The sequence below is a fragment of the Pandoraea sp. genome (assembly GCF_041919235.1).
Classification (GTDB): domain Bacteria; phylum Pseudomonadota; class Gammaproteobacteria; order Burkholderiales; family Burkholderiaceae; genus Pandoraea.
This window is the reverse complement of the sequence record NZ_JAYRUC010000007.1, coordinates 101471-123475: the sequence shown is the minus strand read 5'-3', so window position 1 is coordinate 123475 and position 22005 is coordinate 101471. Positions and strand designations below refer to the sequence as shown.

Annotated in this window: 21 protein-coding genes; 12 read left to right on the top strand and 9 right to left on the bottom strand. The window is 64.5% G+C overall.

Features of this window, described 5'->3' with window-relative positions; translation table 11 throughout:
* The first annotated feature begins 4 nt into the window (after positions 1-4).
* The 4 genes from gmhB to gloA all read left to right on the top strand — a co-directional run bounded on the left by gmhB (position 5) and on the right by gloA (position 2954).
* Positions 5-598, top strand: coding sequence for a D-glycero-beta-D-manno-heptose 1,7-bisphosphate 7-phosphatase (gene gmhB / locus ACE3UG_RS07635; protein WP_374621857.1), 594 nt, complete (start codon positions 5-7; stop codon positions 596-598).
* Between the two features lie 87 nt (positions 599-685).
* Complete coding sequence (locus ACE3UG_RS07630) at positions 686-1462, top strand: lysophospholipid acyltransferase family protein (protein ID WP_374621854.1); 777 nt, start codon at positions 686-688, stop codon at positions 1460-1462.
* Positions 1463-1567: 105 nt separating this feature from the next.
* Complete coding sequence (locus ACE3UG_RS07625; RefSeq protein WP_374622070.1) at positions 1568-2440, top strand: M48 family metallopeptidase; 873 nt, start codon at positions 1568-1570, stop codon at positions 2438-2440.
* A 112-nt stretch (positions 2441-2552) separates the two neighbouring features.
* On the top strand, positions 2553-2954 hold the full coding sequence (gene gloA / locus ACE3UG_RS07620; protein WP_374621851.1) for a lactoylglutathione lyase: 402 nt from the start codon (positions 2553-2555) through the stop codon (positions 2952-2954).
* A 120-nt stretch (positions 2955-3074) separates the two neighbouring features.
* Here the strand turns inward: gloA and ACE3UG_RS07615 are convergent, their stop codons facing one another.
* Positions 3075-3512 (bottom strand): rubredoxin, encoded by a 438-nt coding sequence (locus ACE3UG_RS07615; protein ID WP_374621847.1) that lies wholly within the window; start codon positions 3510-3512, stop codon positions 3075-3077.
* 242 nt (positions 3513-3754) lie between these two features.
* Here ACE3UG_RS07615 and ACE3UG_RS07610 point away from each other — a divergent pair, with 242 nt between their 5' ends.
* Complete coding sequence (locus tag ACE3UG_RS07610; RefSeq protein ID WP_374621844.1) at positions 3755-4645, top strand: DMT family transporter; 891 nt, start codon at positions 3755-3757, stop codon at positions 4643-4645.
* Here ACE3UG_RS07610 and rsmA read toward each other — a convergent pair.
* The 4 genes from rsmA to ACE3UG_RS07590 are packed head-to-tail and all read right to left on the bottom strand — an operon-like array spanning position 4620 to position 10303.
* The gene (gene rsmA, locus ACE3UG_RS07605; protein WP_374621842.1) at positions 4620-5453 is read right to left on the bottom strand and encodes a 16S rRNA (adenine(1518)-N(6)/adenine(1519)-N(6))-dimethyltransferase RsmA; all 834 of its coding nucleotides are present in this window, start codon (positions 5451-5453) and stop codon (positions 4620-4622) included. The two genes, ACE3UG_RS07610 and rsmA, sit on opposite strands and share 26 nt — an antisense overlap.
* A 10-nt stretch (positions 5454-5463) precedes the next feature.
* Positions 5464-6543: a 4-hydroxythreonine-4-phosphate dehydrogenase PdxA gene (gene pdxA, locus ACE3UG_RS07600; RefSeq protein ID WP_374621840.1), complete on the bottom strand. Its 1080-nt coding sequence runs from the start codon at positions 6541-6543 to the stop codon at positions 5464-5466.
* A gap of 42 nt (positions 6544-6585) precedes the next feature.
* The gene (locus ACE3UG_RS07595; RefSeq protein ID WP_374621837.1) at positions 6586-7953 is read right to left on the bottom strand and encodes a peptidylprolyl isomerase; all 1368 of its coding nucleotides are present in this window, start codon (positions 7951-7953) and stop codon (positions 6586-6588) included.
* Complete coding sequence (locus ACE3UG_RS07590; protein ID WP_374621835.1) at positions 7946-10303, bottom strand: LPS-assembly protein LptD; 2358 nt, start codon at positions 10301-10303, stop codon at positions 7946-7948. The genes ACE3UG_RS07595 and ACE3UG_RS07590 overlap by 8 nt, the downstream gene beginning before the upstream one ends.
* A gap of 163 nt (positions 10304-10466) precedes the next feature.
* Between ACE3UG_RS07590 and ACE3UG_RS07585 the strand changes: the two genes are divergently transcribed.
* The 7 genes from ACE3UG_RS07585 to purH all read left to right on the top strand — a co-directional run bounded on the left by ACE3UG_RS07585 (position 10467) and on the right by purH (position 18099).
* The gene (locus ACE3UG_RS07585; RefSeq protein ID WP_374621832.1) at positions 10467-11552 is read left to right on the top strand and encodes an aminoglycoside phosphotransferase family protein; all 1086 of its coding nucleotides are present in this window, start codon (positions 10467-10469) and stop codon (positions 11550-11552) included.
* 28 nt (positions 11553-11580) lie between these two features.
* Positions 11581-12321, top strand: coding sequence for an N-acetylmuramate alpha-1-phosphate uridylyltransferase MurU (gene murU / locus ACE3UG_RS07580; protein ID WP_374622068.1), 741 nt, complete (start codon positions 11581-11583; stop codon positions 12319-12321).
* A 42-nt stretch (positions 12322-12363) separates the two neighbouring features.
* Complete coding sequence (locus tag ACE3UG_RS07575) at positions 12364-13698, top strand: aminopeptidase P N-terminal domain-containing protein (RefSeq protein ID WP_374621829.1); 1335 nt, start codon at positions 12364-12366, stop codon at positions 13696-13698.
* Complete coding sequence (locus tag ACE3UG_RS07570; RefSeq protein WP_374621826.1) at positions 13695-15029, top strand: UbiH/UbiF/VisC/COQ6 family ubiquinone biosynthesis hydroxylase; 1335 nt, start codon at positions 13695-13697, stop codon at positions 15027-15029. Before ACE3UG_RS07575 ends, ACE3UG_RS07570 begins: the two co-directional genes overlap by 4 nt.
* Before the next feature lie 106 nt (positions 15030-15135).
* Entirely contained in the window at positions 15136-16164 is a 1029-nt protein-coding gene (dusB, locus tag ACE3UG_RS07565) for a tRNA dihydrouridine synthase DusB (RefSeq protein WP_374621823.1), read from the top strand.
* Positions 16161-16394, top strand: a complete 234-nt coding sequence (locus ACE3UG_RS07560) for a Fis family transcriptional regulator (RefSeq protein ID WP_010803993.1) — start codon at positions 16161-16163, stop codon at positions 16392-16394. Before dusB ends, ACE3UG_RS07560 begins: the two co-directional genes overlap by 4 nt.
* Positions 16395-16533: 139 nt before the next feature.
* Positions 16534-18099 carry a bifunctional phosphoribosylaminoimidazolecarboxamide formyltransferase/IMP cyclohydrolase gene (purH, locus tag ACE3UG_RS07555; RefSeq protein WP_374621819.1) on the top strand — a complete coding sequence of 522 codons (1566 nt, stop codon included), beginning with the start codon at positions 16534-16536 and terminating at the stop codon, positions 18097-18099.
* Positions 18100-18258: 159 nt separating this feature from the next.
* On the opposite strand, the gene ACE3UG_RS07550 is transcribed toward purH, so the two are convergent.
* From ACE3UG_RS07550 to lptE, 4 genes are all read right to left on the bottom strand, one after another.
* Positions 18259-18876 (bottom strand): HutD family protein, encoded by a 618-nt coding sequence (locus tag ACE3UG_RS07550; RefSeq protein ID WP_374621817.1) that lies wholly within the window; start codon positions 18874-18876, stop codon positions 18259-18261.
* Between the two features lie 15 nt (positions 18877-18891).
* Complete coding sequence (locus tag ACE3UG_RS07545; protein ID WP_374621814.1) at positions 18892-20160, bottom strand: glutamate-5-semialdehyde dehydrogenase; 1269 nt, start codon at positions 20158-20160, stop codon at positions 18892-18894.
* Between the two features lie 197 nt (positions 20161-20357).
* The gene (gene holA / locus ACE3UG_RS07540; protein ID WP_374621812.1) at positions 20358-21446 is read right to left on the bottom strand and encodes a DNA polymerase III subunit delta; all 1089 of its coding nucleotides are present in this window, start codon (positions 21444-21446) and stop codon (positions 20358-20360) included.
* Between the two features lie 11 nt (positions 21447-21457).
* Entirely contained in the window at positions 21458-22000 is a 543-nt protein-coding gene (gene lptE, locus ACE3UG_RS07535) for an LPS assembly lipoprotein LptE (protein ID WP_374622066.1), read from the bottom strand.
* Positions 22001-22005: the final 5 nt, after the last annotated feature.

Genomic DNA, 22005 nt, shown 5'->3' with positions numbered 1-22005 from the left:
CGCCATGGATTCGCGCAAAGACCGCACCCCCGGCCCCGCCGCCCGCAAACTCGTGATTCTCGACCGGGATGGCGTCATCAACGCCGACTCGGATCAGTTCATCAAGTCGACGAACGAGTGGATGCCGCTGCCCGGCAGCCTCGAGGCCATCGGCCGCCTGAATCAGGCCGGCTACCGGGTGGTCGTGGCGACGAACCAGTCGGGCGTGGGGCGCGGGCTATTCGACATGGCGACGCTTGGTGCCATGCACGCGAAGATGTCGAAGCTCGCCGCGGCTGCCGGTGGACGCATCGACGCCGTGTTCTTCTGCCCGCACACCGCTGTCGACGACTGCAACTGCCGCAAGCCGAAGCCCGGTCTGTTCCAGGAAATCGCGCGACGCTACGAAGTCGACCTGACCGGGGTGCCGGCCGTGGGCGACTCGCTGCGCGATTTGCAGGCGGCCGCTGCGGTGGGCGCGCAGGCGCATCTGGTGCTCACCGGCAAAGGCAAGAAGACGCTCGCCGCAGGCAATCTGCCCGAAGGCACGCGTGTGCATGACAACCTGCAAGCCTTCGTCAACGACCTGCTCGCCGAAGAGGACGCCAAGAGCGTGTGAGCGGCGCTCACCCCGTCGCATGACCCAAGACGCGCATCAGCGCGCGTAGGACAATCGCTCCTGCCCCCTACTCCAGGCCTAGACCCGATGCTGCAACTTCGTTCGATTCTCTTCTTCATCTTCCAGATCGTCTGGACGATTCCGTACGCCATTGCGTGCATCGTCTCCTTCCCGTTCCTCTCGCGCGTGCAACGTTACTGGTTCGCGGCCGGCTGGTGCAAGACGGTGATTCGCGTCGCCGACAAGCTCTGCGGCATGCGCTACCGGGTCGTTGGCTGGGAGAATTTGCCGGATACCCCCGCCGTCCTGCTGTCAAAGCATCAGTCGGCGTGGGAGACGATCGCTCTGCCTGCGCTCATGCCGCGCCCGCTGTGCTTCGTGTTCAAGCGCGAGCTGCTCTACGTACCGTTCTTCGGCTGGGCGCTCGGCCTGCTCAGCATGATTCACATCAACCGCAGCAAGGGCACCGACGCTTTTCAGTCAGTCGTTGCGCAGGGTCGCGAGCGTCTGGCCGAAGGATCGTGGATCATCATGTTCCCGGAAGGCACCCGCACAAGAACCGGTACCCGCAACAAGTACAAATCGGGCGGCGCCCGCCTCGCCACCACGACCGGCGTCCCTGTCGTGCCCATCGCGCACAATGCCGGACGCGTCTGGCCGCGCAACTCGTTCGTGAAGCACCCCGGGGAAGTGATCGTATCGATCGGACCGGTCATCGAGACGGCGGGCCGCACGGCCGAAGCCGTCAACGCCGACGTGGCCGAATGGATCGAGCGCGAAATGGTGCGCATCGACCCCGCCGCCTATACGTCAAAGCCAGCGATGCACGCCTCGGATTCGCCGGACGCCACGCCACGGACCTGACACCATCCCCCCCGAGACTGTCTCATGTCGAAAATTCAATCCGCGACCCGCGACACCCGCGACACCCGCGACACCCGCGCCCGGCATGAGACGCCTGCTCCCCAGATGGAACTCGACCTGTTCGGCAGCCCCGCGCCCGAGGCAAACGGCGTAGCCACCGACGCGCCGGGCGCGTCCGCTGCGCTAAGTCCGTCCGCAACGGACACGAATACGCTGCAGGCACCGCCGTCGAGTAGCCCTCGCCGCACGCCCGCCGCCGGCGAACGTGTGATCATGCTCGACGGCCACGCGCTTTACTATCGGTTCAAACGCTCCTCGCGCCGCACCATCGGGTTCATGATCGATGAGTCAGGTCTGGCCGTGACGGCCCCGCGCTGGGTCACCCTCGCGGACGTCGAGGCGGCCGTCGTCGAGAAGAAACGCTGGATTTTCAACAAGATCGCCGAATTTCGCGAGCGCTCTGCGCGTCGCGTGATACCGCGCGTGAACTGGATCGACACCGCCACGCTGCCGTATCTCGGCCACACGTTGACGATCCGCCTCGGCGCAAGTGCCGGGGCCGCGCAATACGACATCCAGACGCATACGCTGTGGCTCGACCTGCCGCCTCAAGCCGCCCCTGAGCAAATGCGCGACCGTGTGCTGGGCTGGCTGCAGCAAGAAGCCCGCAAGCTCTTCACGACGCGCCTGGAGGTCTACGGCGAGCGGCTCGGCGTGCGCTATACGGCGCTGGGACTGTCGTCGGCCTCGACCCGCTGGGGCAGTTGCAGCGCTGACGGCCGCATCCGCCTGAACTGGCGGCTGATCCACTTCCCGCTCGGGGTCATCGATTACGTCGTCGCGCACGAACTGGCGCATCTGAAGGAAATGAACCACGGACCTCGCTTCTGGCAGGCCGTAGCCTCGATCTTTCCGGAATTCGAAGCCGCGCGCGACACCCTCAAGTCGCACGCGCCCGAATGGTTGCCCGAATTCTGATCGGGCCTTCGCGTTCGATTTTCAGAATTTCTCAACGCTGCATGAACACGGCTCATTTTCATGGGACACGAGTACAATCGAGCTTCCGTTGTCCCCACCCGTTAAAAACACCATGCGAATGCTCCATACCATGCTGCGCGTCGGCGACCTGCAGCGCTCGATCGATTTCTACACGCGTGTGCTCGGCATGCAACTGCTCCGTCAGAGCGAAAATCCCGAGTACAAGTACACACTCGCGTTCGTCGGCTATGGCGCCGAGTCGGAGAATACCGTGCTGGAGCTGACGTACAACTGGGGCGTGGAAAAGTACGAAATCGGCACCGCGTTCGGACATCTGGCGGTCGAGGTCGAAGACGCATATCGCGCGTGCGACACGATCCGTGCGGCAGGCGGCAAGATCAGCCGCGAAGCCGGACCGGTCAAGGGTGGCACCACGGTTATCGCCTTCGTGGAAGATCCGGATGGCTACAAGATCGAACTGATCCAGAAGCACTCGGCCAAGGGCAGCCTGTAAGGACGACAAGGCCCGTCGGTCTGCTCGTCACGTCATGACGGCCGCCCGTTTGCGGCGGCCGCTTCGTCGTTCACGCCACGTCGCGCCGGTGATAGCCGCGCCGAACACGCCAGACGCCTCTCAGATCAACACCATCGCAAAATCTTCCTTGCCCACGTCGCACAACGGGCAGCGCCAATCTTCCGGCACATCTTCCCAACGGGTTCCCGGCGCAAGGCCATCGTCGGGATAGCCGGCCGCTTCGTCGTAAATCCAGCCGCAGATCACACACACCCATTGGCGCAACGCCGTTCCCGTCTCGCCGGATGAGATCGGTGCGATCCGGTCGCCCCGCGCGCCTTCCGGCGTTTGCGTCGCCCCCGGATCCAGCAGGGTGAACACTCGTGGCGATGCAGTGCCCGCACTGTCGTGCGCCGGCTGGCTCAGATGCGATTGCAGGGCGACCAACAGCGCCTGTGCTTCGTCACGCGTGAGGTCGATCCAGTAGGGATCGCCGGCTCCGTCGTTGAGCCGCGACGGGGAGAACTGAAGTTCTACGGCTGAGCCTTTCTTGTACATTGGGTGATACGGGGGTGAATGACGGCAGTAGGGGCCACAAGCGCCCGCGCGAAGCATTGTATCCGTGGGCTTGCGCGCAATAAACCCGTGAATCGGGGACACATTGTGCCGTCTCGCAAAACAATTCCCTCACGATTACCCACATTGCCCGCACCGGAATGAAGCGCGAGGTCTCCCGGATCGGAGACAATGGGCGGCACAGCACATCGTGCCCACGATACATCGCCCTCCCAACCCATTCCATGAAAACAACAACGCGCCCGATCGATGCTGCCGCGCTCGCCATCATGTTCGGGTTGTGCACGATTTGGGGTGGCCAGCAGGTCGCGGTCAAGCTGGCGGTGACTGTCGTGCCGCCCGTGCTGCAAGCGGGTCTGCGCTCCCTGATCGCTTCGGTACTCGTGGGCGGCTGGATGCTGTGGCGTCGCCAGAAGCTGGTCACGGGCGACGGCACCTTGCCCGCAGGCATTCTCGCCGGCGTGCTCTTTTCGCTGGAGTTCCTCTGCATCTTCATCGGCTTGACGCACACGACCGCCTCTCGGATGGCCGTCTTCCTCTACTCGGCCCCCTGCTTTACCGCCATCGGTCTGCACTGGACCGTGCCAAGCGAGCGGCTGCGCCCGATGCAATGGCTGGGCATGGTCGTCGCCTTCTGTGGCATCGTGGTGGCGTTTTCCGATGGCAGCAGCTCGAACCTTGCGAAAACGTGGCCCGGCGATCTCCTCGGCATCCTCGCGGGGGTGTTCTGGGGCATGACGACCGTGGTCGTTCGCGCGTCGCGCCTCGCGAACGCCGCCGCATCGAAAACCCTCCTCTACCAACTGGCCGTCTCAGCCGTACTGCTATGTACGCTGGCGGTAGTGACGGGGAATGTGCATATCGGCGCGATGACCCCCACGACTTGGGTGAGTCTCGTGTATCAGTCCGTCGGCGTAGCGTTTGCGAGCTATTTGATCTGGTTCTGGATGCTCACGCGCTACAGCGCAGCCCGTCTCGCGTCGTTCTCGTTCCTCAGCCCGCTGTTTGGCGTGACGTTCGGCGTGCTGATTCTCGGCGAGTCGGTGGGATGGCGCTTTGCGGCCGCCGTCGTGCTCGTGCTCTCAGGGATCAGTCTGGTGAACCGTCGCCGCTGATCGCGCGCGCAAGCGTCACGTATTCGTCGACCGCCACGTCTTCGGCACGGCGGGTGAGATCGAAGCCCATTGCGTCGAAATCGATACGGTCGCGATAACCATGCAGCGTGTTGCGCAGCATCTTGCGGCGCTGCGAGAACGCCTGCGCGACCACGGTTTCAAACGCCGCCAGATCGACCTGCGGCAGATCCGCGACGGCACGCGGAATCATCCGCACCACGGCCGAATCGACCTTCGGCGGCGGATTGAACGCCTCGGGCGGCACGTCGAGCACCTTGTCCATCCAGTAGCGGTACTGCAGCATGACCGAGAGTCGGCTGTAATTGCTCGACCCGGCGGGTGCCACCATGCGCTCGACCACTTCACTTTGCAGCATGAAGTGTTGATCGCGCACGAACGCCGCATAGCGCATCAGATGGAAGAGCAGCGGACTGGAGATGTTGTACGGCAGGTTGCCGACGATACGCAGCGGTGCTTCGTCACGACGATCTTCCGGGACGAGCGCCCCGAAATCGAAATCGAGCGCGTCGCCCGCGTGCACGCTCACGCGCTCACCGAACTTGCGCCGCAGACGCTCCACCAGATCGCGGTCGAGTTCGACGACGTGCAGATGCACGAGCCACTCGACAAGCGGCGTCGTCAGCGCCCCCAGCCCCGGTCCGATCTCGACCATCAGGTCGTCGGGTCGCGGCGCGATCGTACCCACGATCGCATCGATCACGCCCATGTCGACGAGAAAGTTCTGACCAAAACGTTTGCGCGCCACGTGGCCCTGTTGGACGCCCGTGCGCTTGGATGCGCTACTCATGTGAGATTCCTTATGAACGCGGTTGTGCGGCGTTCGGATCGCCGGTCGCACCTGCACTCAAGGGCGCGTGTGTCGCGGCGTTGGCTGCCATGATCGCCGCCGTGCGCAATGCTTCGAGCAGACTGCCGCTCTCGGCTTGCCCGGTGCCGGCGAGATCGAGCGCCGTGCCGTGATCGACCGACGTGCGAATGATCGGCAGGCCGAGCGTGATGTTGACACCGGCCCCGAAGCTGGCGTATTTGAGCACCGGCAGTCCCTGGTCGTGGTACATCGCGAGGACTGCATCGGCACCTTCGAGATACCGAGGCTGGAACAGGGTATCGGCCGGATACGGGCCGCGCGCGTCGATACCCGCCGCGCGCGCGTCGTCGAGTGCGGGCGTAATGACGTCGATTTCCTCGCGGCCGAGGTAGCCCGACTCACCCGCGTGCGGGTTGAGCCCGGTCACGAGAATGCGCGGACGGGCCACGCCGAAATGACGCATCAGATCCTGATTGAGGATAACGAGCGTTTGCAGGAGATCGTCGCGACGAATCGCGCCGGGGACTTGCGCGAGCGGCAGATGCGTCGTCGCGAGCGCCACGCGCAGCCCGCCGCCGGCGAGCATCATTACGACGCGCGGCGTGCCGGTGCGCTCGGCGAGGTACTCGGTGTGCCCGGTGAACGCCACGCCGCAATCGTTGATCGTGCTCTTTTGCAGCGGTGCGGTAACGACGGCGTCGTAGGTGCCCGCCAGCGCGCCGTCGATGGCGTCGTCGAGCAGGGCCAGCACGTATCGGCCGTTGGCGGCATCGAGCTGCCCTGGTTGCGCCTTCACGGCGAGCGGATGATGCACAACGCGAACACGGCCGTCGGCGAGCAATGCCTGCCACGCATCGCCCAGACCGACCGTCTGCGCCCGTTCGGCGAGCAGCGAGGCGTCGCCAAGCACGGCGAACCGGCAACGTGCGAGGGCGGTGTCGAGGCAAGCGTTGGCGGCCCCTGGCGGGGTAGACAGGCACTTCACGAGCGCCTGCACCGTCAACTCCGGCCCGACGCCTGCCGGCTCACCCGTGGTGATGGCAAGGACGAAGGACCGTTCGGAAGTCATGCCTGAAAAGAGAGGGAGGTCGCGAAATGTCTCACGCGGCGCTTACTGCTGCGCGTTGTTCAGACGATAGTCGACATAAGCGCTGTCGCGCAGTTGTTGCAGCCAGTCGCGGTACTGCTGCTCGGCCTTGCGACCGCGCAGTTCCTGCATCGCGACGTTGCGTTCCTGATCGCCCGAAACCTGCGACTCGCGATGACCCAGCACCTGAATCAGGTGATAGCCATACTCCGAGCGCACCGGGTCGCTGATCTGGCCGTCTTTGAGTTCCGACATGGCGCGCTCGAACGCCGGCACGGTCTCGCCCGGCGAGATCCAGCCGAGATCGCCGCCCTGGGCGGCCGAGCCGTCCGCCGAGAACTGGCGGGCGAAGTCGGCGAAATCGCCCTTGCCTGCCTCGATCTTTGCCTTGATGTCGAGCAGCTTCTGACGTGCCTGAGCTTCCGACACACCGTCGCCCACCCGGATCAGAATGTGACGCGCGTGGATCTGCGGCACGGTCATGCCCTGGTCGCCGCCCTGCTGGCGCTTCTCGACCAGTTTGATCACATGGAAACCGTTGTTGCTGCGCAGCACCTGCGGCACGACCGTGCCCGGTTGCAGCTTCTGAATCTGGTTCAGGTACAGATCGGGAATTCGCTCGGGAATGCGGAAGCCCATGTCGCCACCGTTCGCGGCGTCGGAGGCATCCGAATACTGCTTGGCGAGCGCGGCGAAGTCCCCACCGGCTTTCGCCTTGTCCAGCGCCTCACTGGCCTTCTTCTGCGCAGCGCTGACCTGGTCGGGCGTGGCGCCTTCCGGCAGCTTCACGAGGATTTCGCTCAAGCGATATTCGGTCGTCGACGGCGTCGCTGCGGCACCGCGCTGTGCGGCGAGGAATGCGTTGATTTCCGAATCGCTGACCTGCACCTGACTGTCGACTTCACGGTCGCGCAGCCGCGCCATGATGATCTGCTCGCGCACTTCCTTGCGGAAGGCATCCCAGGGCACACCGGCCTGCGACAGACGCGCCTTGTACTGATCGACGCTCAACCGGTTGTCGGCGGCAATGCGTTGCAGGGCCTGCTCGACGTCGGCGTCCTTCACAACGATGCCGTCTTCCTTCGCACGCTGGAGCTGCACCTGCGTGACGATCATCTGTTCGAGCACCTGACGCTGGAGCATATCGGCGTCCGGAATCGGGCGCTTGGCCAGCGTGAGCTGGTGCTTGGCCTCTTCGATTCGCGTGTCGAGTTCCTGGCGGGTGATCACACTGTCGTTGACCACGGCCACGATGGAATCGACCGGGCGAGCGCTCGCCACAGGCACGCCTGCGGCTTTCGCGCCGACCTGCGCCGGCTGGGCTACCGCCATCCCGGCAGCGAGACACAGGCTCGCCAGCAGCGAGGCACGCTTCACAAACATGTCATTCATAGTTGCTGAATCGAGAAGGAATCTGGTTCGTCGGCGGTGCCTGATAGCCCGGCACCCCCACCTTGAAGGCTTCTGTGGCGCTGTTGCCGGACTTGGTCAATCCCTTCAACTCCAACTGCGCGAAGATCCGCGAGGTCGTCGTGGTGGCATTGGTCGCATAGCGCTGGAGCCCCACCCGGAAGGCCCAGCAGTCGGCATCATACTCGAAACCCGCCAGGGCATCGATGAACGTCTTGTCGGTAATGCTGTAGTTCAAACGACCCACAACCCCTAGACGCGGTGTGATCGGCCACTGACCGGAAAGTTCGATCTGGTTGATCGGCGTGACCGTCAATGCGGTTTGTCCCACCACCGGCGCGGGGTTTCGCAAGTAGCGGTAGTACACGTTGAACACCCGCCGCTCCCCCGGACGCCAGGTAATGCCGACATCCGAGCGGTTGAACTCCGACGTGCTGGGACTGTACTGCACTGCGCTGCTGAACGTGATGTTTCGGTACAGCAGCGCCGAACCGCCCACCAGGAAGTCGGACACCCCGGCATCTTCGGGCGTGCCGCCCGGCATCGTCACGAGCGACTTCGTGAAGTTGTAACGCTGCGCGTACCAGACGCGGGCGCGCTCCACGCCCGACGCATCGATCAGGCGCGAGGTCAGCGCCGCCGTCACGCGATTGGCATCCTGAATTCGGTCGACACCGACGAACGAGTTCTCGCTGAAGATTTCCGCGAGGTTGAAATCGGCCGTCGCACTATCGAAAATCGGAATGGAACTCTGATTACGATACGGCGTGTAGACGTAGAACAGGCGCGGTTCCAACGTTTGTCGCATGGCCGAGCCGAACAGGCTGACCGGGCGCTCGAACGTCAGCCCGGTATCCAGGCTGACGGTCGGCACCGTACGCGTGATCGACGAGTGCATCGTCGAGCTGTTCGGATAATCGACGTTATACGAGGCCGCGTTGAAGATAACCTTCGGCACGACAAAGTAGCCCGGCGTCAGGATCGGATAGCTCAACGTAGGCTGAGCATAGATACGCTCGCCGTTCGGTTGCCCCGTCGACGACGCGATCTGGAACCGGTTGTACCGGATCGGCATCGTGAAATCGAAGCCGTGGAAGTCCAGCTTGTTGTACGTTGCCGACAGTTCCGGCACCGATTCGTACTGCGGCGCCGTAGGCGCGAGCGTCTGATACTTCAGTACCCGGGCAAGGAACGACCAATTGCCGTAGGCCCACGTCAGGCCGGCTTCGCGGTTGTACACGCGCTGCACGCCGGTCTGGAAGTTGGTACCGGCGCCGAAATCGTCTGGATAGGTGTCGTCCGAAACCTTGGTGAAATTGACGTAGGCGTTCACGCCGTACGCGAGCGATTGGCTGTGCTGCCACGTGAACGTGTAACGGGCGTCCCCCGTCACGCGGTCCTTCGGCAGGTATTCGAGGTGGAACAACCCCGAATAGGTCGGCTCCAGGTAGCGGAAGTCGCCATTGAGCATCACACCGCGCTTGGTCATGAAGCGGGGCGTGATCGTCAAATCACGGTTCGGCGCGATGTTGAAGTAATACGGCGTGGCCAGCTCGAATCCCGTGCGGGACGACTGCGTGAAAGTCGGCGCCAGGAAACCCGAACGGCGCTCGTTCGATGTCGGGAACGACAGATACGGGCTGGCGAGAATCGGCACGCCCTGAAAGAACAGGATGCCGTTGTACGCCGTGCCTTCCTGTTGGTCCTGATCGAACTCGAACTCGGACGCCTTGATATACCAGGCCGGGGTCTTGCCGTCGTCCGTGCACGCGCATGCCGAATAGGTGCCGCGCTGCAGCGTCACCACGTTGCTGGCCTCGACGTCCGCGCGCTCCGACTTGCCGCCGCCGCCCGTCACAAGCCGGTAGGTCGGCGTGAGCATGTAGCCGTCGCCCGCGCCTGTGTACATATGCGCCTCAGGGCCAACGAACAGATTGCCCCCCTGCGACAGACGTGCATTGCCCCGCGCCACGACTTCGTCCGTATCCTCGTCGTACGTCAGGCGGTCGCCTTTGACGAACGAGCGATACTTGCGCGCCTCGGCGTCGCCGTCGACCGTCGCGTCCACGTTCGCACGGCCAGTGAGGTGCATGCCACGCACATACATCGGCACGTCGTCGCCAGCGCCCAATGGGTTGTCGACAAGCGCCGGCACCGTGCGCAACACCAGACCGTCGCTCGTGGCAATATCGGGAGGCGGGGCTTCCTGTGCGCCGGCGAGCGAACACCACACTCCTGGCAGGGAGAGCAGCAGTGCCAGCGGCTTGCGCCGCGCGCGCATCAGGCGCCGCAGCGAAGAAACATCATTCGTATGGACTTGTTTATCCGGCATGTACGCAAACAGCGTGACAATCGTGGCGCCGCTTGCGGGCAGCCAATCCCGCGTGTCTGCACGGCATGGCCGGGACATTCGGGACGGTCGATCGAGGTCGAGAAACAGGGTGTCGGGAAAACATGATCGGGTATTATATGGCAAGACGTTTACCGCCCCCATCATGACCGCACACCCCACCGCCTCCGCGAGCGTTTCCAACGCTTGCGCTTCGCTCCCGGAAGCCACCGATCCGCGTCTGCGAGCCCTCGGCGACTGGCTCGCCGGCGTGGCCGAACCGTTATCGCTCGACATGTCGCAGTGGGCGCCTGCATCGGCAGACGCCAGTTTCCGGCGCTACTTCCGCATCGGCAGTCACGACCCCGCGCATCCAAGCCTGATCGTGATGGATGCGCCACCGCCGCAGGAGGATTGCCGTCCGTTCGTGCACGTCGCCCAATTGCTTGACGACGCGGGGCTGCAGGCACCGAAAGTACTGGCCGAGGATCTCGCGCAGGGCTTCCTGCTGCTGACGGATCTCGGTCGCGAGACGTATCTCGACGTGATCGACGAGGACAACGCCCGTCCGCTCATGCGCGCCGCACTCGATGCACTGATCGTCTGGCAGAAAAGCTCGCGCCCGGGGGTGCTGCCCGCCTACGACCGGGCGCTGCTCCAGCGCGAACTCGATCTGTTCCCGGACTGGTACATCGGCAAGCATCTGAAGGTGGCACTCAGCGCGGAACAACGGGCAACGCTCGACGGCATCAATCGGCTACTGATCGACAATGCGCTCGCGCAACCCCAGGTCTTCGTTCATCGCGATTACATGCCGCGCAACCTGATGCCGGGCCTGCCGGGCACGACGGGGCCGGGGATTCTCGACTTCCAGGACGCCGTCTACGGCCCGCTGACCTATGACGTCATCTCGCTCATGCGCGATGCGTTCCTCAGTTGGGACGAGGAGCGTCAGCTCGACTGGCTCGCGTATTACTGGGAACGGGCCCGCAAGGCCGGCCTGCCGGTCGACGCCGACTTCGGCGAGTTCTATCGCCAGGCGGAATGGATGGGCCTGCAACGTCACCTGAAGGTGCTCGGCATTTTCGCGCGCATCAACTACCGGGACGGCAAGCCGCGCTATCTGGCAGACACGCCGCGCTTCATCGACTATGCCCGCAAGGTCGCCGAGCGCTACCGCCCGCTTCACCCGCTCGCCCAATTGCTCGACGCGCTGACCGGCCAGCAGGCAGGCGTGGGTTACACGTTCTGAGGCGCGCCGCATGAACGGGATGAAGGCGATGAAGGCGATGATCTTCGCCGCCGGACGCGGCGAACGCATGCGCCCGCTCACGGACGCAATGCCCAAGCCGCTGCTGCGTGTCGGCGGCAAGCCGATCATCGTCTGGCAAATCGAAGCGCTCGCACGCGCGGGCTTCACCGACATCGTCATCAATCACGCCTGGCTGGGCGAGCAGATCGAAGCCACGCTCGGCGACGGTCGCGCATTTGGCGTACGGCTCGCATACTCGGCCGAGGCTGAAGCGCTGGAGACAGCGGGCGGCATTGCGCAGGCGCGCCAGTGGCTCGAAGGGGCCGGGCCTGTGTTCATGGCGATCGCAGGCGATATTTTCACGTCGTTCGACTACGCGACGTTGCGCCCGCATGCCGACCGCATGGCAGCGCAGTCCGCTCCGGGCATGCATCTGGTGATGGTGCCGAACCCGCCGTTTCACCCGAGAGGTGACTTCGCGCTGGACACCGCCGGCAAGCTATATCTGCCCAATGCGGCCCCAGCAGCCGCTTGTGCGATGACGTTCGGCAGCATTGCGCTGTACGATCTACGCCTCTTCGACGGCATTGCCCCTGGCACCCGCATGGCGCTCACACCGTTGTACCAGCGCGCGATTGCCGCCGGACTGGCGAGCGGCGAGCGCTTCGACGGGCGGTGGGAGAACGTCGGCACCCCGGCGCAGCTCGCCGCCCTGGACGCCGAGGTACGCGCCCGGCACGGCGCGACGCCCGGCAGTAGAATCGCCTGACTACGCTTGAAATCGTCCGAACAGACCGAAATGGAGCCCGCGATGTCTGATTCCCCTTACCGTGCCCGCCGCGAGCGAGTCATCGAGCAGATGCGCAAGGCCGGTGGCGGTGTCGCCATCCTGCCGACGGCGCCGGAAGTGCCGCGCAACCGCGACAGCGACTTTCCCTATCGCCACGACAGTTATTTCTACTACCTTTCGGGCTTCACGGAGCCCGATGCGGTCGTCGTGCTCGATAGCCGCTCGGGTCATTCGACCCTGTTCTGCCGCGCGAAGAATGAAGAGCGCGAGATCTGGGACGGCTATCGCTACGGCCCCGAAGCCGCACGCGAGACCTTCGGCTTCGACGCCGCCTACCCCATCGACGAGATCGACGTGCGTGTGCCGCAACTACTGGCCGACGCCCCGGCGCTCTTCTACGCGCTCGGAACCTCGGCGCAGCAGGATCGTCAGGTCCGTCACTGGCTGAGCGCGGTGCGCGCACAAAGCCGCACGGGCGTATCGGCGCCGTCCGCCGCGCACGATATCCGTACGATTCTCGACGAGATGCGTCTGGTCAAGGACAGTGCCGAGCTCGACATCATGGCGCGCGCAGGCAAGATTTCAGCCGACGCCCATGTACGCGCGATGAAAGTGTCGCGTCCCGGACTGCGCGAATACCATCTCGAAGCCGAGTTGCTGTACGAGTTCCGCCGCAACGGCTCGCAATTCCCCGCGTACGGATCGATTGTCGCCACGGGCGCCAACGCAACGGTGCTGCACTACCGCGCAGGCGACGCCGAGCTGCGTGACGGCGAACTGTGCCTGATCGACGCCGCGTGCGAACTGGATGGCTACGCGTCCGACATTACCCGAACGTTCCCGGTGAATGGGAAGTTCACCCCGGCGCAACGCGAGCTGTACGACATCGTGCTCGCTTCGCAGCAAGCCGCCATCGACGCCACGCGCGCCGGGGTGCGCTTCGACGCCCCCCACGAGGCCGCCGTGCGCGTGCTCGCTCAAGGCATGCTCGACACGGGCCTGCTCAAACGCGATGCCGTCGGCAGCCTCGACGAGGTGATCGCCAACAAGTCGTTCAGCCGCTTCTACATGCACCGCACCGGGCACTGGATCGGCATGGATGTCCACGATTGCGGCGAGTACCGCGAAGACGCGCCCGATGGCCAACGTCCGTGGCGCACGTTGGCCGCGAACATGGTGATGACGATCGAGCCCGGCATTTACGTACGACCCGCGCCGGATATCGACGAGCGCTACTGGAACATCGGCATTCGCATCGAGGACGATGCCATTGTGACCGCCAACGGCTGCACGCTGCTCACACGCGACGTGCCGGTCGATGCCGACGAGATCGAAGCCCTGATGCGTGGCCGATGACCGACACTCACGCTCCCACGTCCTCGGCACACGCGATACACGCGATACACGCGATACACGCGACACGCGAAACGAACGAGCCTACTGCACCGACTCCGTCGATTGCGCGGCGCTTCGACGTGGCGATCGTCGGTGCCGGCCCGGTCGGCACCGCGCTGGCACTCATGCTGGCACAACGTGCGCCGCAGTTGCGCATCGCGCTTCTGGACGCGCGCGGCCCGCAGGCGGGTTATGACGACCCGCGCACGCTCGCGCTTTCGCATGGCAGCCGCGAAATCCTCGCGCGCGCCGGCGCATGGCCGCACGACGGCTCGGCCGTCGCCAGCACGCCGATTCGGCATATCCATGTATCGCAGGCGCATCGCTTCGGCAGCACGGAGATCGATCCTCTCGATCATGGCGTGCCCGCGCTGGGTTACGTGGTGCGGTACGGCGCGCTGATGCACGCCCTGGATACCGCCTTGTCGCATCTTCCCGCCCGCTTCGAGCATGCGCCGCGCGCACCCGCGTCGCCGGACGCGCCAGGGTTGCATCACTTCCGCCCCTTTCGGGCGATCGCGCTGCATCAGGACGCGGCGCAGGTCACGCTCACCGTCGGCACCTCGCTCGACGACCGCGCGCAAACGCTGCATGCCACGCTGGCCGTGAATGCGGAAGGCGGCCTGTTCGAGGGACAAACGGCCCGCCCTCGCCAACGCGACTACGGCCAGACCGCGCTGGTCGGCTTCGTCACGTGCGAGCGGCCGCGCGTCGGCTGGGCGTGGGAGCGCTTCACGCCCGGCGGTCCGCTGGCGCTGCTGCCGCTCGAAAACGGCTATGCGCTGGTGTGGTGCTGCTCGCACGACGAGGCGAAGCGTCGTCGCGAGATGGACGATGCACCGCTGCTTGCCGAACTGCATACGGCGTTCGGCGACCGTATGGGACGATTCACGTCGATTGTCGGCCGCGCGAGTTTCCCGCTGGGCCTCAATGCCCTCGGTCAGGTCGTCGATGGCCGGATCGCCGCCATCGGCAATGCGGCGCAAACGCTGCATCCGGTGGCTGGGCAAGGCCTGAATCTCGGCCTGCGCGACGCCTTCGATCTGGCCGACACACTCGTGCGCAACGCCCGCGACGGCGTGCCCGGCCCTGCGGCGCTCGCCGCCTTCGCCCGCCAACGCCGCGCCGACCGAGGCCTCACGATCCGCATCACGGACCTGCTGCCCCGCGTCTTCAGTATCGACGCCCCCCCTGTCTCCCTTCTGCGCGGCATGGCACTCGCCAGTCTAGATCTCGTCCCCCCCCTCAAAAATGCCTTCGCCCGTCAGATGATGTTCGGCCAGCGCGGCTGAGCGCCGCCATGACCATCGGGGCGGCCCGATAATTTGCACATTTTTTAGGCGACGGAAATGGGTTTTCGCAGTAAAATGCTCACTTTTTCCCGCCTTACCCCTCATCGTGCGTATCGGCCCCTACGAACTCCGCAACAACCTGTTCGTCGCCCCCATGGCGGGCGTGACGGATCGGCCGTTCCGCCAGTTGTGCAAGCGACTTGGCGCGGGCTACGCCGTCTCGGAAATGGTGGCCTCGAACGCACAGCTCTGGAAGAGCGAGAAGACGATGCGCCGCGCCAATCACGCAGGCGAAGTCGCCCCGATTTCGGTGCAAATTGCGGGCGCCGATCCGGCCATGATGGCCGAGGCCGCCCGCTATAACGTGGAGCGGGGCGCTCAGATCATCGACATCAACATGGGGTGCCCGGCCAAGAAAGTGTGCAACGTGGCCGCCGGGTCGGCCCTGCTGCAAAACGAGCCGCTCGTCGCCCGGATCGTGTCCGCCGTGGTCGGTGCCGTGGGTGATGTCGTGCCGGTCACGCTCAAGATTCGCACCGGTTGGGATCGCGAACACAAGAACGCCCTCACCGTTGCCCGTATCGCCGAAGACTGCGGCGTCACCATGCTCACCGTCCACGGGCGTACGCGCGCGGACCTTTATCACGGCGAAGCCGAGTACGAGACGATCACCGCCGTGAAGGCCGCTGCCCGCATTCCGGTCGTCGCCAACGGCGATATCGACTCGGCGCAAAAGGCCAGGCATGTGCTGGATATCACGGGCGCAGACGCCCTCATGATCGGCCGTGCCGCCCAGGGACGTCCCTGGTTGTTTCGCGACATCGAGCTGTTTCTCACGACGGGCGAAATCGCCTTGGCGCCGCGCGTCGACGAAATCCAGCAAATCATGAACGAACACCTCGAGGACCATTACGAGTTTTACGGGGAGTACACCGGTGTGCGAACCGCACGCAAACATATCGCATGGTATTCGCGCGGCTTGCCGGGGGCAGCCACGTTCCGCCAGCGTATGAATACGCTCGACACCACGCAGGAACAGTTGGCTGCGGTCAACGAGTTTTTCGAACAGCAGAAGGCGCACTCGGACCGTCTCTGCTATGAACAAGAATCGCCGAGGGAGCTATTAGCCGCATGAGCAAAACAAACATAGAACAATGCGTGCGCGACAGTCTGGATTCGTATTTCCGCGATCTGGATGGCGCACGGCCACACGATGTCTACGATATGGTCGTCTCGGTCGTCGAGAAGCCGCTGCTCGAGTTTGTGCTCGGCAAGGCCGATGGCAACCAGTCGCTTGCCGCTGAATACCTGGGGATCAACCGCAACACGCTGCGCAAGAAGCTGCAGCAACACGGCCTGCTCTAGCCGTTGCGCGAGGACCGGTGGCCATCGATGCGAGCCCGCCGTCCTCCCCATCGCGGGGTGCGCCCGATTCGATGACCTCATACTGCGCCCGCCCCTTTCGCCCAACTCGCCTGTTTTCGCCGCTTCACTACCGTCCGTCATGATTAAGCAAGCTCTCATTTCCGTCTCCGACAAGACCGGCATCGTCGACTTCGCCAAGTCGCTCGCTGCCCAGGGCGTGTCGATTCTCTCCACTGGCGGTACCGCCAAGCTGCTGGCGGAAGCCGGCCTGAAGGTGACCGAAGTGGCCGACTACACCGGCTTCCCGGAAATGCTCGACGGGCGCGTGAAGACGCTGCATCCGAAGGTTCACGGCGGCATTCTTGCCCGCCGCGATCTGCCCGAGCATATGGCCGCGCTCCAGAAGCACGACATTCCGACGATCGATCTGCTGGTCGTGAACCTGTATCCGTTCGTGCAGACCATCGCCCGCGACGACTGCTCGCTCGAAGACGCCATCGAGAACATCGACATTGGCGGCCCGACGATGCTGCGCTCTGCCGCGAAGAACCATCGCGATGTCACCGTGATCGTCGATCCGGCCGACTACGCCGTGGTGCTCGACGAAATGAAAGCGAACGGCAACACGGTCGGCTACGCCACGAACTTCCGTCTGGCGACAAAGGTGTTTGCCCACACGGCCCAGTACGACGGCGCGATCACGAATTACCTCACGAGCCTTGGCGAGTCGCTGCGTCACAGCGAGCGCTCTGCCTACCCGGGCACGCTGAACCTCGCGTACACGAAGGTGCAGGACATGCGCTACGGCGAGAATCCGCATCAGAGCGCCGCCTTCTACCGCGACATCATCACGCCGCCCGGCTCGCTCGCGAACTATCGTCAGCTCCAGGGCAAGGAACTGTCGTACAACAACATCGCCGATGCCGATGCCGCGTGGGAATGTGTCAAGACGTTCGATGCGCCCGCCTGCGTCATCATCAAGCACGCGAATCCGTGCGGCGTGGCTGTGGCCGCAACGCCCGCCGACGCCTATGCGAAAGCGTTCCAGACCGACCCGACGTCGGCCTTCGGCGGCATTATCGCGTTTAACCGCGAGGTCGACGAAGCCGCCGCGCAAGCGGTCGCCAAGCAGTTTGTCGAAGTGCTGCTCGCGCCGTCGTTCAGCGAGGCCGCGAAGCAAGTCTTCGCCGCCAAGCAGAACGTTCGTCTGCTGGAAGTGCCGCTCGGCAACGGTGTGAATCAGTATGACTTCAAGCGCGTTGGCGGCGGCCTGCTGGTTCAGTCCCCGGATGCAAAGAACGTTGCACCGCATGAACTGCGCGTCGTGACGAAGCGTCACCCGACGCCGAAGGAAATGGAAGATCTGCTCTTCGCCTGGCGCGTGGCCAAGTACGTCAAGTCGAACGCCATCGTGTTCTGCGCCGGCGGCATGACGTTGGGGGTCGGCGCCGGTCAGATGAGCCGTGTCGATTCGGCCCGCATCGCCAGCATCAAGGCCCAGAACGCTGGACTGTCGCTGAACGGCTCGGCGGTTGCCTCGGACGCCTTCTTCCCGTTCCGTGACGGCCTGGACGTGGTCGTCGACGCTGGCGCGACCTGCGTGATCCACCCGGGTGGGTCGATGCGCGACGACGAAGTCATCGCTGCGGCCGACGAACGCAACGTCGCCATGCTGATGACAGGCACACGCCACTTCCGCCACTAAGCGCTCGCCTCGATCCTCGATGGCCCTTGCCGGGCCATCGATACGCGACGAAGCGAAAGCATGCTCAGGACACCTGCGGGTGTCCTTTTTTGGGTCCCGCTGGACGATCGGCACCGGAACCGTATTCGGAGGCGTGTCGACGCAGGGGCCTCGGGATTTTTAACGGCGCGAGAGCGTCGTCAGGAAAACGTCGGCGGGACCCGCTTCGGCACGCAGTTCACAGGTCTCGTCGCCTTCGATGCGCAGCGCGTGGCCTGCAGGAGCGGTCATGGCCTGGCCGTCGCTGAACGTCGCCCGTACGCGCCCGTGCGTGCAGTAGAGAAAGGCGACGGCATCCCCCCCCGCCGGAAGCGCCCACCTCAGCGCGTCATTCTCCAGGCGATGTTGGGCCAGCGTATGCTGCCAGCCGACGCGGCGCGTCATGACGTTGAAGTCGTCGATCGGCACCCCGGCTGTATCGAGCAGCGGTGTGCAGCGCACGGCCAATTCGCCACCGAAGGCGCAGGGTGGCGTGCGCGTCGTGAGCGTAACGTCGGGACGGCCTTCGATATTGAGCGTGAGCGCCCCGCCCCGGACAATGGCGAGCGATCGGTCGATGCCCGCGAACACGGAGAACGGCCCCGGACTCGCGACCGTGGCCGTGCTGATTCGCCAATCGAAGCCGTCTTCACCGGGACATCGCGCTATTGCCAGTTCCGTCGTCACGCCCAGGCCGTTCTTCCACGGCATCTTCCGAAAATCGGCCGGGCCGAGCGCTTGTCGTTTTTTGGAACGCATTTGACGATTCCGCGCTTACTTGCGAACTTCGCCGTGTCCGAACACGACGTACTTCAGACTCGTCAAGCCTTCGAGCCCGACAGGGCCGCGCGCGTGAAGCTTGTCGTTCGAAATGCCGATCTCCGCGCCCAGACCGAATTCGAAGCCGTCGGCGAAACGCGTGCTCGCGTTGATGATCACGCTTGCCGAATCGACTTCGCGCAGGAACTGCATCGCCGCCGTGTAATCCTCGGTCACGATGGCGTCGGTGTGGTGCGAGCCGTAACGATTGATGTGCTCGATGGCCGGTGCAAGGCCGTCGACGATCCTGATCGCCAGCACCGGCGCCAGATATTCCGTCGACCAGTCTTCCTCGCTCGCCGCAACGACGCCACGCACGCCGGCTTCACCGAGCGCCGCCACGGTGCGTTCGCAACCGCGCAGCTCGACTTGCTTGCTTTGGAACATGCGCGCAATGGCAGGCAACTGATCGATGGCCCGCTGATCGACAAGCAGCGTCTCCATCGTGTTGCAGGTGCCATAGCGATGCGTCTTGGCGTTCTCGCAGATGTTCAGCGCCTTTGCCGGGTCGGCGCGGCCATCAACGTAGACGTGACAAATGCCGTCGAGGTGCTTGATCATCGGCACCCGGGCGTCCTGCATCAGACGTGCGATCAGGTTCTTGCCGCCGCGCGGCACGATGACGTCGACATACTCGGTCATCGTGATGAGCTCACCGACGGCGGCGCGATCGGGCGTGCTCACCACTTGCACCGCGTCGCCGGGCAAACCGCTCGCTGCGAGCGCTTCGGCGATCAGGGCGGCCAGCGCCGTATTGCTTTCGATGGCCTCGGAACCGCCGCGCAGAATGGTGGCATTGCCCGACTTGAGGCAAAGCGCTGCAGCGTCGATGGTCACATTGGGACGCGATTCGTAAATGATGCCGATGACACCCAGCGGCACACGCATCTGACCGACTTGAATGCCGCTCGGCTGCACGCGCACGTTGCCGATCTCGCCGATGGGGTCCGACAGTCCCGCAATCTGGCGCAGGCCTTCGATCATCGTGCGCAGCGCCTTGTCCGACAGCGTGAGGCGGTCGATGAATGCGGCGTCCTGACCGTTGGCTCGGGCCCGTTCGAGATCGCGACGGTTCACTTCCTGCAACTTTGTGCCATCTCGCTCGATGGCATCGGCAATCGCGAGCAGTGCGCGATTCTTGGCAGCGGTATCGGCACGCGCCATGGCGCGCGACGCCTCACGCGCGCGCCGGCCCAACGATTGCATGTAGGCTTGGATATTCATGTCGGTTCTGCAATTCTGTTGGCGACTCACTCGCCAGTGTGTTCGGTGGACGATCGGCGCAGGCAGCGGTCGAAAATTCAGACGGCACCACACAACGCGCCGCCGCTCATTCGCCAGATTGTCCGTCAATTACGGTGATCTTGCTGGCGCGGCTCCCGTGCTCCGGGAGCCGGCGTTGGCAGAAATTCGGGCGCGGTCTACGCGTGCACCGGGCGTGGTGCGCGAGCGGAGCGCGCCATCGGCGGTCGCTCGCCTGCGAGCAGCAGGCCGAGTTGCAGCATGCCGTCCCACGGATCGCCGGACAGACCGTCGGCCCGCAGCCCTTTGACCTGCCGGTCCAGACGGGCAGCCAATTGGAGTGCCTGAGCGAGTATGGCAGGCGTGACGCGGTTTGCTGCCTGTTCCATCAGGCGTTCTCGCGGCCCCCAGACCCGATACTCGCGCAATAGCATCGCGAGTGGCTTGCCTGCGGCCATCCCGCGCGTGATCTTGGCGAGCGTGCGGACTTCCTCGGTCAGCGCCCACAGCACGAGCGGTGCCGCTTCGCCCTCGCCGCGCAGACCGTCGAGCATGCGCACCAGCCGGGCGGCATCGCCGGCCAGCACGGCTTCGCTGAGTTTGAACACGTCGTAGCGCGCGACATTCATCACGGCATCCTGCACCTGCTCGAATGTGAGCACGCCCGTCGGGCCCGACGGATACAACAGACCCAGCTTCTGAATTTCCTGATGGGCCGCGAGCAGGTTCCCCTCGACGCGGTCCGCGATGAACTGCAACACGCGACGCCCCGGCTCACCGGACTCGACACGCTGTCCCTGTGCGGCGAGGCGCTGGGCGATCCAGTCCGGCAGGCGGATCCGGTCGACCGGATCGATCTTGATCGTGACGCCCGCGCGTTCGAGCGCTGCGAACCAATCCGATTTGGTGGCTGCGGCATCGAGACGGGGCAGCGTGACGATCGTCAGCACGTCGCCGTTCGCGGCATCGGCATGCGCCTTGAGCGCAGCGCCACCGTCCTTGCCGGGCTTTCCCCCCGGAATACGCAATTCGATGAGTTTTCGGTCGCCGAACAGCGACATCGACTGGCCTGCGTTAGCGAGCGCACCCCAGTCGAAACTGCGCTCGACACTGAGCACATCGCGCTCGGTGAACCCGCCCTTGCGTGCTGCCGCGCGTATGCGATCCACCGCCTCCTGGACAAGCAGGCTCTCGTCGCCATGAACCATATAGATTGGCGAGAGGGTTTTGGCGAGATGCGCGTCAAGCGCGTCGGGACGCAATTGCATGGTGACGAGGGTTACTCTTCCGGCTTCTTTGCCGGCATCGACTTCACGGCTTCCATGCGGCGGACGATCTGGTCGACAGCGTCTTTCTGCATGTCCCGGTTGAGCAATGCGGCTTCCGTGTCACGCGCCGACGTCTCGCTGTCGCTGTAAGGCAGATTGCGCGTCAGGCGAATCGTGCTCAACGGAATGATCGGTGTGCCGTCCGGCGTCACGAGTTGGAATGTGAACGTGCTGCGCATTTCGTACTCGCGCGCCTGGCCGTTGGCGTCGAGGCTGACGGCCGTGCGCGACGACGTCGCGTTCACGATTTCCAGGCGAGCGTCGGCGTCCTTCGGCTCCGTCACGACGACCGTCCCCTTGCTGCCGTAGCGAATATAGCGCGAGATGTCGGTCGCCATCTGACCACCGCCCGAGATGTACAAACGATGGAACGCATATTCGCTTGCGCCACGCAGTTGGAAACCGCAGGCGGACAGCGCCAACGCGCAGCCCAGCACTGCGATCCAGCCGAAGATCCTGCGCGCCGCACCGACGCCTCGTTGCCCGGATGTCATTTGCA

Excerpts from the sequence above, each read along its gene's own strand:
- gmhB (WP_374621857.1), top strand. The coding sequence starts at position 5 with ATGGATTCGCGCAAAGACCGCACCCCCGGCCCCGCCGCCCGCAAACTC.
- ACE3UG_RS07630 (WP_374621854.1), top strand. The coding sequence starts at position 686 with ATGCTGCAACTTCGTTCGATTCTCTTCTTCATCTTCCAGATCGTCTGG.
- ACE3UG_RS07625 (WP_374622070.1), top strand. The coding sequence starts at position 1,568 with ATGGAACTCGACCTGTTCGGCAGCCCCGCGCCCGAGGCAAACGGCGTA.
- gloA (WP_374621851.1), top strand. The coding sequence starts at position 2,553 with ATGCGAATGCTCCATACCATGCTGCGCGTCGGCGACCTGCAGCGCTCG.
- ACE3UG_RS07615 (WP_374621847.1), bottom strand. The coding sequence starts at position 3,512 with ATGTACAAGAAAGGCTCAGCCGTAGAACTTCAGTTCTCCCCGTCGCGG.
- ACE3UG_RS07610 (WP_374621844.1), top strand. The coding sequence starts at position 3,755 with ATGAAAACAACAACGCGCCCGATCGATGCTGCCGCGCTCGCCATCATG.
- rsmA (WP_374621842.1), bottom strand. The coding sequence starts at position 5,453 with ATGAGTAGCGCATCCAAGCGCACGGGCGTCCAACAGGGCCACGTGGCG.
- pdxA (WP_374621840.1), bottom strand. The coding sequence starts at position 6,543 with ATGACTTCCGAACGGTCCTTCGTCCTTGCCATCACCACGGGTGAGCCG.
- ACE3UG_RS07595 (WP_374621837.1), bottom strand. The coding sequence starts at position 7,953 with ATGAATGACATGTTTGTGAAGCGTGCCTCGCTGCTGGCGAGCCTGTGT.
- ACE3UG_RS07590 (WP_374621835.1), bottom strand. The coding sequence starts at position 10,303 with ATGCCGGATAAACAAGTCCATACGAATGATGTTTCTTCGCTGCGGCGC.
- ACE3UG_RS07585 (WP_374621832.1), top strand. The coding sequence starts at position 10,467 with ATGACCGCACACCCCACCGCCTCCGCGAGCGTTTCCAACGCTTGCGCT.
- murU (WP_374622068.1), top strand. The coding sequence starts at position 11,581 with ATGAAGGCGATGATCTTCGCCGCCGGACGCGGCGAACGCATGCGCCCG.
- ACE3UG_RS07575 (WP_374621829.1), top strand. The coding sequence starts at position 12,364 with ATGTCTGATTCCCCTTACCGTGCCCGCCGCGAGCGAGTCATCGAGCAG.
- ACE3UG_RS07570 (WP_374621826.1), top strand. The coding sequence starts at position 13,695 with ATGACCGACACTCACGCTCCCACGTCCTCGGCACACGCGATACACGCG.
- ACE3UG_RS07560 (WP_010803993.1), top strand. The coding sequence starts at position 16,161 with ATGAGCAAAACAAACATAGAACAATGCGTGCGCGACAGTCTGGATTCG.
- purH (WP_374621819.1), top strand. The coding sequence starts at position 16,534 with ATGATTAAGCAAGCTCTCATTTCCGTCTCCGACAAGACCGGCATCGTC.
- ACE3UG_RS07550 (WP_374621817.1), bottom strand. The coding sequence starts at position 18,876 with ATGCGTTCCAAAAAACGACAAGCGCTCGGCCCGGCCGATTTTCGGAAG.
- ACE3UG_RS07545 (WP_374621814.1), bottom strand. The coding sequence starts at position 20,160 with ATGAATATCCAAGCCTACATGCAATCGTTGGGCCGGCGCGCGCGTGAG.
- holA (WP_374621812.1), bottom strand. The coding sequence starts at position 21,446 with ATGCAATTGCGTCCCGACGCGCTTGACGCGCATCTCGCCAAAACCCTC.
- lptE (WP_374622066.1), bottom strand. The coding sequence starts at position 22,000 with ATGACATCCGGGCAACGAGGCGTCGGTGCGGCGCGCAGGATCTTCGGC.